The sequence below is a fragment of the Sorangium sp. So ce367 genome (assembly GCF_051520455.1).
GTDB classification, from domain to species: Bacteria; Myxococcota_A; Polyangia; order Polyangiales; family Polyangiaceae; genus Sorangium; species Sorangium cellulosum_B.
In genome coordinates this window covers 5,025,815-5,040,624 of record NZ_CP150334.1, presented here as the reverse complement: position 1 = coordinate 5,040,624, position 14,810 = coordinate 5,025,815, and the positions used below count along the sequence as shown (strand labels likewise).

General features: G+C 71.1%; 12 protein-coding genes. 1 reads left to right on the top strand and 11 read right to left on the bottom strand.

Going from position 1 to position 14,810, the window contains the following annotated elements:
• Position 1: 1 nt before the first annotated feature.
• The gene (locus WME97_RS19210; RefSeq protein WP_437553690.1) at positions 2-829 is read right to left on the bottom strand and encodes a hypothetical protein; all 828 of its coding nucleotides are present in this window, start codon (positions 827-829) and stop codon (positions 2-4) included.
• A gap of 720 nt (positions 830-1,549) precedes the next feature.
• Here WME97_RS19210 and WME97_RS19205 point away from each other — a divergent pair.
• On the top strand, positions 1,550-1,954 hold the full coding sequence (locus WME97_RS19205; protein WP_437553689.1) for a CBS domain-containing protein: 405 nt from the start codon (positions 1,550-1,552) through the stop codon (positions 1,952-1,954).
• Positions 1,955-2,033: 79 nt separating this feature from the next.
• On the opposite strand, the gene WME97_RS19200 is transcribed toward WME97_RS19205, so the two are convergent.
• The 10 genes from WME97_RS19200 to WME97_RS19155 all read right to left on the bottom strand — a co-directional run bounded on the left by WME97_RS19200 (position 2,034) and on the right by WME97_RS19155 (position 14,808).
• Positions 2,034-4,802, bottom strand: a complete 2,769-nt coding sequence (locus WME97_RS19200; RefSeq protein WP_437553687.1) for a hypothetical protein — start codon at positions 4,800-4,802, stop codon at positions 2,034-2,036.
• Between the two features lie 19 nt (positions 4,803-4,821).
• A complete protein-coding gene (locus WME97_RS19195) occupies positions 4,822-7,005 on the bottom strand; it encodes a hypothetical protein (protein ID WP_437553685.1) in 2,184 nt (727 codons plus the stop codon).
• A 301-nt stretch (positions 7,006-7,306) separates the two neighbouring features.
• A complete protein-coding gene (locus WME97_RS19190) occupies positions 7,307-8,119 on the bottom strand; it encodes a metallophosphoesterase family protein (RefSeq protein WP_437553683.1) in 813 nt (270 codons plus the stop codon).
• A 14-nt stretch (positions 8,120-8,133) separates the two neighbouring features.
• Complete coding sequence (locus tag WME97_RS19185) at positions 8,134-8,484, bottom strand: BolA family protein (protein ID WP_437553681.1); 351 nt, start codon at positions 8,482-8,484, stop codon at positions 8,134-8,136.
• Between the two features lie 123 nt (positions 8,485-8,607).
• On the bottom strand, positions 8,608-9,996 hold the full coding sequence (locus tag WME97_RS19180) for a hypothetical protein (RefSeq protein WP_437553679.1): 1,389 nt from the start codon (positions 9,994-9,996) through the stop codon (positions 8,608-8,610).
• Positions 9,997-10,121: 125 nt separating this feature from the next.
• Entirely contained in the window at positions 10,122-11,102 is a 981-nt protein-coding gene (locus tag WME97_RS19175; RefSeq protein WP_437553678.1) for an ABC transporter ATP-binding protein, read from the bottom strand.
• Positions 11,103-11,135: 33 nt separating this feature from the next.
• Positions 11,136-12,149 carry an ABC transporter ATP-binding protein gene (locus WME97_RS19170; protein WP_437553676.1) on the bottom strand — a complete coding sequence of 338 codons (1,014 nt, stop codon included), beginning with the start codon at positions 12,147-12,149 and terminating at the stop codon, positions 11,136-11,138.
• A gap of 51 nt (positions 12,150-12,200) precedes the next feature.
• On the bottom strand, positions 12,201-13,253 hold the full coding sequence (locus WME97_RS19165; RefSeq protein WP_437553674.1) for an ABC transporter permease: 1,053 nt from the start codon (positions 13,251-13,253) through the stop codon (positions 12,201-12,203).
• A gap of 2 nt (positions 13,254-13,255) precedes the next feature.
• Positions 13,256-14,176, bottom strand: coding sequence for an ABC transporter permease (locus tag WME97_RS19160; RefSeq protein WP_012236088.1), 921 nt, complete (start codon positions 14,174-14,176; stop codon positions 13,256-13,258).
• 272 nt (positions 14,177-14,448) lie between these two features.
• Positions 14,449-14,808, bottom strand: a complete 360-nt coding sequence (locus tag WME97_RS19155; protein WP_437553672.1) for a glutaredoxin domain-containing protein — start codon at positions 14,806-14,808, stop codon at positions 14,449-14,451.
• Positions 14,809-14,810: the final 2 nt, after the last annotated feature.

The window sequence follows — 14,810 nt, the reverse complement described above, 5'->3', positions numbered from 1 at the left end:
GTCAGCGCAGGAACACGGTGACCGAGCCGGGGTTGGGCGTCTTCTCGACGATGAGCTTGCCCGAGCTGTTGCGGACCTTGCCGCGGCAGTTCGGGAAGCTTCCGTCGCTGTTCGGCTCGTCGCAGAGGCTGTCGCACGAGCCGGCGACCTTGATGGCGCACGTCTCGAGCGAGGGCCCGCAGGCGCGCGCGAGCGACGAAGCCTCGGGGGGGAGGCACGCGTTGTAGCGAGGCAGCGGCGCGAAGATGTCGCCGTAGTAAGTGGCCTCGCGCCTCGGATAGGCCGAGCGCTCGACCTTGTCGGCCCGGAGCTCCTCGCGATCTCCGCGGACGGAGATGTTCACCTTGTGCCCGAGGTAATTGACGCGCGCGAGGACGCAGCCGCTGACCCAGGACCGGCACGCTTCGTCGCAGGCGCCGCCCTCCTCGCCCCAGCTCGCCGCGAGGCCGAGCTCCCCTGGAAAGGAGAACTCGTCGCCGTCCACGGCGACGGTGAAGCCTTCACCCGCGGGCAGCGCGCAGCCCGCGACGTACTTCAGCAGGGTGCGCGCGGCCGGGTCGCGGAGCGCGTCGGCCGTGCGCGGGTTGCCGGAGAGCGCCTCGGCCCTGAGCGCGTTCGACGTCAGCGCCTTCGACGTCAGCGCGTTCGACGTCAGCGCGTTCGACGTCAGCGCGTTCGACGTCAGCGCGTTCGCCGTCTGGGCGGCGTTGGAAGCTGCGTCCCCGGCGTCCTCGGCCGGAGCGTCCGGATCGAGCGCCACCGCGCACGCGCTCGCGAAGAGCGCCGCGATGGCCAGGAGGAGTGCAGCTAGCTTCGGCGAATGCTCCATGGATAACGCCCCCCTGGGATGCCCATGAGCGCATGGCCCACGAGCTCCCGAAACGACCGGCGCCGAGGCGCGGGCCAAGGGGTACGCGCATCGAACACCGGTGCGTGATCTTGTTCAGATGCACGAGCCGCGAAGAAGCCCACGAGTCGGAGCGGCCGATGGGGCCATCTCCGCTTCAGAGACAAATGGAAAGATGTCACTGATACCCCGCTGGGCAAAGACCGACGCGCACGCAATGATCTCTTTTTTTGTGTCGCGGCGCGATCGCTCTGTCGACGCTGTCGGCGCGAGACTCCTGCTCTGTCCAAGGCATCATGGACAGCGATGCTGGCACCGGGGACGGAGGGGCGATGGGGTGCGGTCGAAGTGCGATGGTGGCGCCAGGATGGCCTGTCGCTGACAGCCAACCTCCTCGCCGGGAGGCGCTCGGCGGGCTCGATCCATCCGAGCGGACGACGTCCTGGGCCTGCGCCTCCCGGGCCCGCCGTCGACCTCCTGAGCTCCCCCGGCGTGCCCGTAGGCCGCCGCGGCGATCGGCAGGGGGCGCCGAGGTCGGCCGAGCCGGCCGGTGCGGTGCGCCCCTCGGCCGTCCGCAGCGGTCGCGCGACGGAGGGCGTTGGGCGGGGGGCGTTGCGGAGGGACGGCGGCTGGACGGGCTGCTCGGCGCGGTGCGTTGACGCCCTTGACGTCGCTGCGTGTTGATCATTACATGCCCGGACCATGAAGGGCCATGCGCGCAATCTGATGACCGAGCGCGTTATCGCTTTGGAGCAGGGCACGCCGGTCGCCGACATGCTGCAGCTGTTCGCCAACCATCACCTGAGCGGCGCGCCGGTCATCGACGGGGGGCACCACATCGTCGGGTTCGTCAGCGAGACGGATCTCCTGGGCGTGCTCCTGCGCAAGGAGTACGCGGGCATGACGGCCGCGGACGTGATGAGCACCCCGCCCATCTGCGTGGACGAGTTCATGCCCACGGACGAGGTGATGACCCTGCTGCGCTCGAACCGGATCCACCATCTGCCGGTGGTGCGCGAGGGGCGCCTCGTCGGGATCATCACCCCGCAGGACATCCTGCGCTATTTCGTGGAGTGCGTGATGCCGCTCCCGCCGAGCTCCGCCTGACGCTGCGCGCCTGCCGGCGCGAGGCGTCCAGTCGGGCCGAGGACGCCTCCCCGCTCTGGGCGCCGCCGCTGGCCGCGCATCAGTGGTGGCGAGAGGTCACGAACCACTCCGGGGAGATGTACCCGTCGGGGCTCGAGATGGGGATCGTGCAGGTCCCGTCGAGCGCGGTATAGGACTCGATCCGCGTCTCCGTGTCGAGGTACCCGACCGCCGTCGCGGTGTTGCACTCATCGTACCCGGGCGGCGCGCCGCCCCCGTCGTCGAAGCGCGCGCACTCGGCGTGGGACAGCACCGCGTAGTGCAGGTGCGAATTGCCTGGATCGCAGGGGAAGCTGTCCTCCGCCGGGCACTCCGTCCACTTGTTGTCGCAATAGAGGTTGTGTTGCCTCGGGATGTCGTCCCAATATGCGATCTTCCCGAGCGGCGTGTCGGTGCCGATGTCCTGTCCCACGAGGGTCATCGCCAGCTCATCCACGTCGAGGTGCCCGTAGAAGGAGCAGAACCGCTTCTCCTCGCCGTTCTCCTTGAAGCGGTGCTCGACGAGCGCGATGCCGAGGTACTGCGAGCAGTTGATGCCCGCCCGGAGGAGCTTGCCAGGGGCGATCGGGAAGACGTAGGTGCCCTCCGTCCTGCCGCTCGCCTTGCCGATGTCCTCGCCGAGGTGCCGGCCCTCATTCCAGTCCGGCTTGTGGCCTATGTTCTGGATCATCTTGTGGTCGGGGAACGGGAACTGGAGCTTCCCCGTGGGCGCGATGCACGCGTCGTTCACCCGCTCGTTGATCATGCACCCCATCGGGCAGTAGGTCGCGTGATCGAATTGGTAGACCCGCGTCCTCTCTCGCCCGTTCCGGCCGTCGCCCTCGCGCCCCTCGCACGGCACCAAGCGCGTCGTCGCGCCGTCCTCGCGCTCGCAATACGCCTTGCAGGTGTAGAGCATCGACGGGTCACCCGCGGCGTGCAGGCCAGGGTTGTGGCCGCAGTAGGCAGGGTCGTTCAGGAGGACGTCATCGCTGTTGTTGCACAGGATCGCCTCCGGTTCGGCGGTGATGTCGCTGCACGTGTTGCCGAAGAACTCCGTGATCGATCTGCAGAACGAGCTCTGGACCCCGTACGGATCCGGGCCGCAGATCCCGCACGCGGTGCCGCACGAGATCCCCGTGGCGTGCCAGCCGTCGGGGCGGTAGAGCTGCCGATCGCGGCACTCGAACACCTGCCCGCCGCGGCCGCAGACGCTCGCGCCCCGCCGCCGCGACGCCGGAGGGACCTCGTTGTCCTGGTAATCGCGGATGGCGTCGCAGCGCGACGACGGGCTCGACTCGGGCGCCGGATCCGGGATCCCGAACGGCTCCTGAGGATCCACGGAGGAATCGCACACGTCGTGATGCCCCTTGGCGTCGCGCGGCATGCACGCCGCGGAGCACTGCTCGTAGGGCACCGGACGGCCCACGACGGCGCGCGTGGACTCCGCCGACGGCGGACAGTACGTCCAATTGTCGTAGGCGCACTGGTACAAGGTCCCGACGCGGCCGGTGATCCCGTGTTGACCGCAGAACAGATGGCGGCAGAAGCCGTTGTCGTCCGGCCCCACCCTCGTGTACACCGCGTCGGTGACCGTGGGGCACGCCTCGTCGCAGCGGTCCCAGTCGCGGATCGTCTTGGCGTCGTCCTGGGGCTGCGCGCCGGTGACCTCGTGGTAGTGCATCGCCGGCAGCTCCCGCACGGTCTTGCACTCCCCGGTGCCGCCGAGCGCGGAGCAGTCCCGGTAAGGCACAGGGCGGGCGCCCGGCCCGGGGCAGGCGAAGAGCTGCGTCGCCTTCCCCTTGATGTGGATCGAGGGCTCGCCGAAGCTCCGCGCCAGGTCGTTGTTCCAGGGGCTGCGAAAGACCTGATCACCGCAGAAGGTCTGGCCTTGCTCGACCGACTTCCATTTCCCGTCCTTGTCCTGGAACTGCTCCGGGCAGCGGCCGAACTCCGCGTCCTCCTCCTCCGGCTTGCCCGGCTCGCAGGGGCGATTGAGGTCGAGCCAACCCGCTTCTCCGCAGATCCATTCGCTGCGGTTGCCGTGCCCGAGGCCGCAGATCGTCTCGCCGCACGCGGTCGTGGTGACCTCGTTGTCGAAGCTGTCCTGCACCCCGCGGCAGGCGCTGCAGGTGCCTGCGCGCTGCGTGCACGAGAGCCCCAGGCTCTGCCACCCGTCCGCGGTGCACACCATCTTCACCCCGTCGCTGCCAGCGCCGGTCGGGAAACACACGCGTTGCCCGCAGGTGCGCGGGATGTGCTCGCCGCCGGCGACGGGCGGTACCTCGCACGGGCACTCGCTCGTCGCGGCGTCGGTGCACGCCCTGCCGCGGCAGCCCCCCTCGCAGATCGTCCACTCGAGCGGGATCTGCCCCGCGCCCGCGCACTGGTACAGGGCCGCGGGCTCGCCGTTCACGACGTCCGCGCCGCAGAAGGTCCCTGCGTCACGACAGGAGAGATCACCGCACCTGTTCCCCGGGAAGCTGCGCCAGTTGTCGTTCGCGCCGAGGTCGACGCAGTGATAGGCGATGAGGTCGCGCCCGCACACGAAGCTGTCACACCGGGTGTCCTCGATCGGGATCGCCTGGCCGTTGTAATAAACGCCGCCGCTGCACGCGCACGCGTCGTCGTTCGCCTGCGCGCCCAGGGGCGGCGCCGCGACGGCGGGAGGGGGCGGCTCCTGGCCGCAGCCCATGCCGGCCACCACCCCGGCGGCGAGCAGCACGGCGAGCGTCCCGAGGAGGCGCACCGCCGGCGCACGCCGGAGGCGGCTCGAGACAGGGCTTCGGTGCGACGGACTGCCCTCGACGCGATCATGCATGCGCTGCATCTCCCGGCTGCTCTCCAGCTCACTTCGCGATCTTGCGGACGTCCCCCGCCCGGGTCGCCCAGTAGACGAACGCCTCGTCGACGGCGATCGCGATCGCGTCGAGCTGGCCGACGGCGAGCGTCGTCACGGCGCCGCCGGCCTTCGGGACCTTGCGGATCGAGCCGACGCGGTTGGCCCAGTAGACGGCGCCGCCGTCGCCGGGATCGACGGCTATCCCGGCGGGGTTCGGCTGATCGTCGGCGAGCACCGTGAGATCGGCGCCGTCCTTGGCGAGCCGGAACACGAACCCGTTCGGGCTGCTCCAGAAGAGGTGTCCGGCGTCGACGGCGAGGGTGTGAGGCGTGAGGTTCGTCGTGTCCATCACCTGGCCGGACGCGATCTGGCGCCGCTCCGTGCCGTCCTTGCGGAGCTTCACGACGGTGCCGTCGGTCCGGGACCAGTAGAGGTGCTCCGCGTCGCTCGCGAGCGCGCCCCCTGGCTCGGAGAACACGCCGGTGATCTCCTGCGCGCGCTGGCCGCTCGTGAGGGCGTCGACGCGGTAGATCCCGCCCTGAGAGAGCGAGGTGAACCAGACGTCGCTGCCGTCGGTGACGACCGCCCAGGGGTCGGGGATCGCGGTGGTGAGGGGGATCGCGGCGCCGCCGGACAAGGGGTACCGGAGCACGCCGGATGACCCGGTGACGATGGCGTCGGCCCCGAGCAGGGCGATGCCCTCGAAGCGGTCGGCGCTGCAGCCCACGACCCCGGGAGGAGCGCCGTTGGCGAGGCACGTCGCGCCGCCGGAGAGCTTGTCGACGCGGACGGCGATGCCGCCGGCGTGCTGGAAGCCGACCAGGTAAAGAGCGCTGCTGTCGACGGCGAGGGCCGACGGCACCGCGAGGCCCGAGGCGAGCGACGTGGCGCCCGGGGCGCACTCCCCGGCGTCGCAGAGGCCGCCCGCGCAGTCGTTGCCGCACGTGCCGCAATTGAAAGGATCCGAGGCGAGCGCGACCTCGCAGCCGGTGAAGGCGTCGCCGTCGCAGTCGGCGTACCCGGCGTCGCACGTGACCTCGCAGGCGCCCGCGACGCAGGTGGCGGCGCCGTGGCGCGCGCCGCATGTGTTGCCGCAGGCCCCGCAGTTGTCCGCGTCGCCCTCGACGTCCGCCTCGCAGCCGTTCGCCGGCTCGCCGTCGCAGTCGGCGTGGCCGAGGTCGCACGCGAGCGAGCACCTGCCGGCCGCGCACGAGGGCGTCGCGTGCTGGTCGCCGCAGACGTTGCCGCAGAACCCGCAGTTGTCCACGTCGCTCGACGTGTCCCCGCAGTCGTCGCCGCCGCCCCCCGTGCCGTCGCTGTCGAGGCAGAGGCCGAACGCGCGGATCGAGCCGGTGAACGCCTCGCAGCGGGCATGGACGCCGGACATCGCGGCCAGATCGCACTCGTACGCGAGCTCCGGATCGAGCGTCCCGCAGCACGTATCGAGCAGCGCCTCGCACGGGGCCGCGCTGAACGGCTCGTCCGGGGCGAGCCTCGGACAGCGGCCCGCGTCCGCCGCGCCGCCGAGGTAGTCGAGGCACCGCGCCGCGTCGGACTCCCCCGCGAGGGCGGCGCAGCGCTCGCGCGCCCCCTCGGGGAGCGAGGGACAGCACCGCTCCGACAGATAACCGCAGCTCCCGGCCGCGGGGTCGACGTCGGCGCAAAAGCCGTTGTCCTTGGCGTCGCTCTCCAGGAACCGGTGACACAGCTGCTCATTGCCCCGGAATCCGGTCGCGTGGCACGCTTCCCTGAGCTGCGCCGGCAGCGCCGCGCAGCACGCGTCGAGCAGGCCGGCGCAGCTCGGGCCATAGGGGACCACCGGCGCCCCACCCTCGCCGGCCCCTCCGGTGCAGAGATCGACCGCGTTGGCGCTCGCGAGGAAATCGTCGCACGCGGCGTCGTTCGCCTGGCTCACGGCGGCGTCGCAGCCCGCGACGAGCTCTTCAGGGAGCGCGGGGCAGCACGCTTCGCCGAGGTGTTCGCACCCTCGTCCAGAGCCGCTCGCCACGGGGGCACACGCGCCGAACGCGGTGCCCTCCGCGTTGCACTGCTGCGCGCCGAGCGACCCGTCGGCGAGGAAGCAGGCGGACAGGGCGCCTGGCGAACAGATGGCATCGTCACCGCAATCGGCGCCGAACAAGGCAAGTGCGAGGAGGAGCGCGGGGCGGAGGCGTGAGTCGTTGCGACGCATGAGGGGCGGAGTTAACGCTAAAGCGCCCCGGAATGAGCTGTCAATTGGAGTTCCGAGCCGACGCACGTCTGAAACCGACGATCGAAACCGGGCATTGGAGCGCATCTGTCGGCCAATTCCCGACAGGCCGGCGACGCGCAGCGCTCGCGACATCGGCCGAATCGGTGGGCACCCGCTGAAGCATTGCCTCGATTGTTCGGGGAAATTCACAGGGAGGCGGGGAGACGGGGAGTTACATCCCACCCTTCTCCCCGTCTCCTCGCCTCCCTGTGAATTTCCCCGCTCGGGCGCTCTCCGGCCCCTACCGCCGGTCGAACTGGTACCGCGCCCGCTCCGCGCCCTCGATCTCCACGACGATGCGCTTCGGGCCGAGCCGCACGACCGCGTGCGCCGCGGCGGGGCGCCCCGGCGCGTCGTCGTCGAGGTTCTCGATCAGGCTCTGGAGCGTCACGTACGGGATGCCGCGGATGACGTCGAGGTGGTTCCAGTGCAGGTGGCCATTGAAGACGGCGAGCACGCCGTGCTCCTCGAAGATCTTCCGCATCGCGCGCCGCTCGCGCACGAGGCAGATGTGCGGGCTCCCCTCGAACCAGCGGTTGCCCCGGAGATCCTGATCGGCCGCGCTGTGGTGCATCAGCACGATCTTGGGCAGCGGGGAGGCCGCGAGGTCCTCGCCGAGCCAGGCGAGCTGCTCTGGCCCGAGCGAGATGTCGTGATCCTTGCGCTCGCGCGTGTGAAGGACCGTGAAATGGAAGCCGCCGCGATCGAACGAGTAGTGGAGCCGCGTCGCCTCGGGCCTGCCCCAGGCGGACAGCAGCTCGGCCTCGCTCAGGTGGACCACGTCGTGGTTGCCGGCGACGTGGAAGAGCTCGGCCTTCAGGCCGCGGAGCGCGGCCATGCAGGCGCCGTAGCGCTCCCGGTCGGCCTCGGGCCCCTCGTCCTCGATGTCGTCGCCAAGGTTCACGACGAGATCGGGCCGCGTGACCTCGTTCATCCGCTTCACGAAGGCGCGGGTCAGCTCGGGCGCCTCGCCCGTGAGCTTGCGCAGCTTGCCCCCGAACGACGCCTCCGGGCCGAAGTGCAGGTCCGAGACGAGGGCGACGACGAGCTCCATGCGCGCCTCGCCGCTCAGCCCGACTTGGCGCCGGGCTCCGGCGCCGCCTTGGAGCCGCCCAGGCACGGGGGAGATCGGAAGTCCGCGCCCCCCTGCCGCTCCCACTCGTCCGGCGTCATCGCGCGGATCGTCAGGGCGTGCAGCCCGGAGCGGAACTCCTCGCGCACCACGTCGTTGACGCGGCGATGGCGATCGAGCGGGCTCAGGCCCCGGAATGCCTCGCTCACCACGAGCACCTTGAAGTGGGTCTCCGAGCCCACCGGCACGCTGTGCATGCGGCTCTCGTTCTCCACCTCGATGTGCACGGGCTCGAGCGCGCGAACGAGCTTGCCCTGGATCGACTCCTGCTTCGTCCCTGTCGTCATGGCCGCGCGAAGCTTACCCTCCGCCGCGCCGCCGGTCACCCGTGGGACGCGGCCCTCGCCGGCAAAGGGATCGCCCGGCGCCCCCGCCAACGGATGAGCCGCCCGGCGCGCCCCGGCCGAGCGTCACTTCGCCTGCGGATCGGCGCGCGGCAGGCCTCGCTCATCGAACAGGAGAGCGATGTCGACGTGGAACTGCGCTCTGCGAGAGGACGGCGGCGCTTGATGGGAGCTCGGCGGCGCACGGTGGGAGCTCGGCGGCGCGCGATGGGAGCTCGGCGGCGACGCGGAATGACCGCCGTGCGCCTCGCCGTCCTGCGAGCCCATCGCGAGCGCCTCCCGCTCCGGGAGCGCCGCGCCTGGCTGCATGCCGATGTTCTCCTCCCACGGCTGCGCGTCGCGCTGCTCCCACGGCTGCGCGTCGCGCTGCGCGGCGGGCGACGGAGGCACCTGCCGCGGAAGCGCATGCGCCGCCGGCGTATCCCGACGCGGAACCACCCCGGCCTGCTGCCGCGAGCTCGGAACGGCCCGTTGCGACAGCGGCGCCGACGCCTCTCGCCGTGCAGACGTCGCGGCCGGCGCATCCCGACGCGCGTACGCCCCGGCCTGCTGCGAGCCAGCCACCGGCGTATCCCGCCGCGCGTATGCCTCGGCCGGATGCGAGCCGGCCAGCGGCGTATCCCGCCGCACGTATGCTCCAGCCGCCGGCGATGCCTGCACCGGCCTGGACGCGTCCCGGCGCGCAGACGCGTCCCGGCGCGCAACCACCGGGCCAGCGGCCGGCGGCGGCGGGAGCGGCGTCGGAGCGGGCAGCTCACGGCGCGCCCGCGACGAGGGCGGCCCCACCATGACCCCCAGGCGCTCCGAGCGCGGCACCGGCGCCTCGCGCGGGCGGTACGCCGCCTCCCCCGGCGCCTCCGCGCGTGAGCGCTCCGGCCGCTGCGCAGCCACGGCAGCCGCCACGCGCTCGCGGTACGCGAGCTCCTGCGCTCCTGCGCTGCGCGGCGCCTGCGCGCCCGCGCTGCGCGGCCCCGAGCGCGGCAGCGGCGTCGCCTCGGGGTCGCGCCGCGACGCCGGGTCCGCCTTCATCACCCCGATGGTCAAGCGCTCCGACCGCGGCACCGACGCGCTCTCGTCCGCCGGCATCATCGAGTAGCGACCGGGCGTCTGCTGCCGCGAGCGCTGCTTGCGGCTCTCGCGCGCCGCCGTGGCCAGCAGCGCCCCGAGATCGTCGTCCACCATCGCCTCGTCGACCCGCACGAGCGTGCTGACCACGTCGCGCGCGATCTCCTCGAACGCCTCGGGAGCGAGCGCGTAAGTCGACGACGTGACCACGATGACCACCGGCCGACGCTCTTCCGCGAGCGCGGCGGCCATCGATACCGGGCACGCCTTGACGATGATCCCCACATCCATCGCCGCCGTCTGGCAGCGCTGGAGCAACGCCTGATCGCCGCCGATGAGAAGGGCCGTCGGGATCTGGGCGCGAAGCGTGGCGTCAGAGATTCGCGGCATCGGTCCCAGGATCCTAACCCCGCTACTGCACGCAGAGGTCAGGAAAATCCTGTCATCGGACATTCCACGTCATGTCTGGACAACGAGCTCAGCCGATGTGGGGTAGTGCGCGCCGCCGGATCACCTCACGGATGCGTAGGTGCCGTGGGCAACTCGGTGAGATGGCAGGCGGCCCAGTGCCCAGGGCGACGCTCCTCCAGCGGAGGGGCCTCGGCGCTGCACCGGTCCATCGTATAGGGACAGCGTGTGTGAAAATGGCATCCTGACGGCGGGTTCAACGGACTCGGCACCTCGCCGACGAGGGGCAGGCGGCGGCGCGTGCGCTCCACGTCGGGATCCGGGATCGGGATCGCCGAAAGCAGGGCCTGCGTGTACGGATGTTGCGGTGAACGGAAGAGCTCGTCCGGGCGAGCGCGCTCCACGATCCGGCCGAGGTACATCACCGCGATCTCGCTTGACAGGTGGCGGACCACGGCGAGGTCGTGCGCGACGAACACGTACGTGAGCGAGAGCTCGCGCTGGAGCGACGCGAGCAGGTTGACGATCTGGGCCTGGATGCTCACGTCGAGCGCGCTGACCGGCTCGTCCGCGATCACGAGCTTCGGCTTCAGGGCGAGCGCGCGGGCGATGCCGATCCTCTGCCGCTGGCCGCCGGAGAACTCGTGCGGATAACGCCGCATGTACGAGGGCGAGAGCCCGACGAGCTCCATGAGGCGCGCCACCTCGCGCAGCGCCTCGTCGCGCGACGAGACGAGGCCGTGGGTGGTGAGCGGCTCGGCGATGAGGTCGTGGACCGTCATGCGCGGGTTCAGGCTCGCGTACGGGTCCTGGAAGATCATCTGCATCTCGCGGCGCGCCTTCCGCAGCGCGCCCGGCTCGAGCGTCAGGATCTCCCGGCCGTCGATCTTCACGCTCCCCGACGTGGGCGGGACGAGGCGGAGGATGCCCCGGCCCGTCGTCGACTTGCCGCAGCCGGACTCGCCGACGAGGCCCAGCGTCGCGCCGCGCTCGACGTCGAACGAGACGCCGTCGACCGCGCGCACCGTGCCGACCTGCCGCTGGAGCAGGCCGCGGCGCACCGGGAAGTGGACCTTGAGATCGCGCACCGAGAGCAGCGGCGGGGGGGGTTCGGGCGGTGGTCATGACGCTCGTCCTGCGACGTCCTCGACGTGGCACCGCACGACGTGCAGCGCCTTCCTGTTGCCCTCGCCCGAGACGACGCGCGGCGGCGGCGCCTCCTCCCGGCACGCCGCGATCGCGTGCGCGCAGCGCGGGTGGAACGGGCAGCCCGGCGGCAGGCGCGCGAGCGAGGGCGGCATCCCGGGGATGGGGACGAGATCCGCGCCGCGCGCGTCGTCGAGCCGCGGGATCGAGCGCGACAGGCCGATGGTGTACGGGTGCCGGGCCGCGTGGAAGATGGCGCCGACGGGGCCCTCCTCGACGATGCGCCCGGCGTACATGACCGCGACGCGATCGGCCATCTTCGCCACGACGCCGAGGTCGTGCGTGATGAGGAGGACGGCCGCGCCGAGCGCCTCCTTCCGCTCCCCGATCAGGTCCAGGATCTGCGCCTGGATCGTGACGTCGAGCGCCGTCGTCGGCTCGTCGGCGATCAGCAGATCGGGGTCGCACAGGAGCGCCATCGCGATCATCACGCGCTGCCGCATCCCGCCCGAGAGCTGGTGCGGGTAGTCGTCGATCCGCGACCCCGCCGCGGGGATCCCGACCGCTTGCAGCATCTCGACGCTGCGCCGGCGCGCCTCGGCGCGGCCCATGCCGCGGTGGAGCTCCAGCACCTCGATGAGCTGCTCGCTCACCCGGAGATAGGGGTTCAGCGACGTCATCGGGTCCTGGAAGATCATCGCGATCCGGTCGCCGCGGACGCGCTCCATCCGCGCCTCGCTCGCCTCCACGAGGTCCTCGACGACGCCGCCCTCGGACTCGAGAAGGATCTGGCCACCGACGATCCTGCCCGGCGGGTCGGGGATGAGCCGCAGGAGGGAGAGGCTCGTCACGCTCTTGCCCGAGCCGGACTCGCCGACGATGCCGAGGACCTCGCCGCGATCGAGGCTGAAGGAGATGCCATCGACCGCGCGGACCACCCCCTCCTCGGTGAAGAAGTGGGTCTTCAGGTTCTTGACCTCGATCAGCATGGTTGCATGGTCCGTGCCGGTACGCGCCCCGGAGACGGGGCGCGGCGCCCTTCAGTCCTTTCGGATGCGAGGATCCAGGGCGTCGCGGAGCCCGTCGCCGAGGAAGTTGAAGCAGATCAGCGTGAGCGCGAGCATCAGCGCCGGGAAGACGAGCTGCCAGGGGAAGAGGTCCATCGCGTCGGCGCCGGTGGACGCGAGCAGGCCCCAGCTCGACAGCGGCTCCTGCGTGCCGAGGCCGAGGAAGCTCAGGAACGCCTCGGTCATCATCACCTCGGGGATGGTGAGCGTCGTGTAGACGATGATCGGGCCGACCGCGTTCGGCACGAGGTGCCGGAAGATCAGCGCGGCGTGCCCGACGCCGATCGAGCGCGCCGACTCGATGAACGGCTGGCCGCGCAGCGCGATGACCTGCCCGCGGACGATGCGGGCCATGGTGAGCCAGGAGATGCCGCCGAGGGCCGCGAAGACGACGACGATCTGGAAGATGGGGAAATAGCTCGGGTCCGAAGGCTCCTTGACGAAGAGGCCGAGCGCTACCTTCCAGGCGCGGTAGAGGACCGTCTGGTCGTTCGCGAAGAAGACCATCAGCAGGATGACGAGGATGAGGAACGGGAACGTGTAGAGCACGTCCACGATGCGCATCATGATCGCGTCGACCTTGCCGCCGAAGTACCCGGCGACCCCGCCCCAGCTCACGCCGATGACGAAGCTCACGAGCGTCGCGACGATGCCGACGGCGAACGAGATGCGCCCGCCGAAGAAGACGCGGGCCATCAGGTCGCGGCCGAAGTAGTCGGTGCCCATCCAGTGGGCGAGCGACGGGGGCTGCGCGCCGAGCTTGAGATCCGCCTTGTCGTACCGGTAGCTCGACAGCTCCGGGACGAGGATGCAGGCGAGGATCATCGCGATGAGCACGACGCCGCAGGCGACCGCGGCGCGGTTCTTCCGGAGCCGCCGCCAGGCGTCGCGGCCGAGGCTCGATCCCTGCTCCAGCGCGTCGAGCCGCAGCGGGCCGGCCGGGCTCGGCGCCGCGCCGCCCGCGCCGCCAGGGGCGGCGGGCGGATCGCCGGGGGCGGCGGGCTGCGGGAGGGCGGCGTGGAGCATGGTCAGCGCAGCTCCACCCGCGGGTCGATGAAGGCGTACGCCACGTCGACGATCGCGTTGAAGAGCATGAGCAGGAAGCCGTAGACGAGCATGACCCCCATCACGAGGTTGTAGTCGCGGTTCGTGGCCGCCTCGACGAAGTAGCGGCCCATGCCGGGGATGTTGAAGATCTTCTCGACGACGAGGGAGCCGACGAGCAGGCCGCTGAAGCCGGGGCCAAGGAAGCTCACGACCGGGAGCAGCCCGCCCCGGAGCGCGTGCTTCAGGACGACCTTGCGCTCGGAGAGCCCCTTGGCGCGGGCGGTGCGGATGAAATCCGAGCGGATCACCTCGAGCATCCCGCCGCGCGTCAGCCGGGCGATGTAGGCCGCGACCGGGAGCCCGGCGCAGATGACGGGCAGCACCATGTGCCGCCACGTCTCCCAGCGCGCCACCGGGAACCAGTAGAGCTTGAGCGAGAAGACGAGCATGAGCAGCGGGGCGAGCACGTACCGCGGCACGCTGAGGCCGACCATGGCGACCCCCATGGCCGCCGTGTCCTTCCAGGTGTTCTGGCGGATCGCGCCGATGATGCCGAGCGGGATGCCCGTCGCGAGGGCGAAGAGCATCGCCCAGCACCCGAGCTGCATCGACACGGGCAGGCTGAGCGCGATGATCTCGTTGACGGTGCGGTTCGGGTACTTGAACGTCGGGCCCAGGTCGCCTCGGGTGACGAGCGCAAGGAGCCAGTCGCCATACTGCTTCAGCACCGGATCGTTCAGGTGGTACTTGGCGTCGAGCTGCCGCTGGACCTCGACGGGCACGGCCCGCTCCTGGTCGAACGGGCCGCCCGGCACGATGCGCACAAGGACGAACACCAGGGTGGCGACGAGGAAGAGCGTGGGAATGATGGAGAGCAGCCGCTTGATGGCGTAGGAGCTCACGGCGCGCCGCCTCCCGGCCGTCGGGCCGCGCCGTCCGCCCCGTCATCCCGCCGCCTTCCGTGGATCCCGAGCGATGTCACGAGGTGCCTCCGAGCTGCCTTCCTTCAGCGCGGCGACCGCCGCGATCGCCGCGAGCGCGCGCCGCGACCTCCCGCATATCACGGAACCGCCGGTCGACCGCGGCGTTTCGCGCGGCACGTCGCGCCGCGCGAAGCGCAGCGGCCGAGGCGGCCTGCGCGCTGTGTCCGGCGTTCATGCGCGCCTGTTCACGGCTAGCCCTTGAGCTTGCCCTGGTCGCGGAGCTTCACGAGCTCCGCGTAGCCGCCCTCGAGGACCCCGCCGACGAACACCATCGGGAACGTCGGAAAGCCCGCCCATAGCTTGATGGCGAGCCGCTCCTTCCACCTGGAGAGGTAACTCCCGTACTCCAGGTAGGTATATTTCACGCCCTCTCCGTCGAGCAGCTGGCGCGCCTTCTTCACGAAGGGATTCTGGGCCATCCCGACGACGACCACCCGGTCGCGGCTCACCGCCGCCGCGACCTCGTCGATGATGGACCGATGAAATCCGGCGATCTGCGACTTCACCGTGTCCGAGATCTTCTCGGGAGCAAGCGTGGGACGTTCGGCCATGG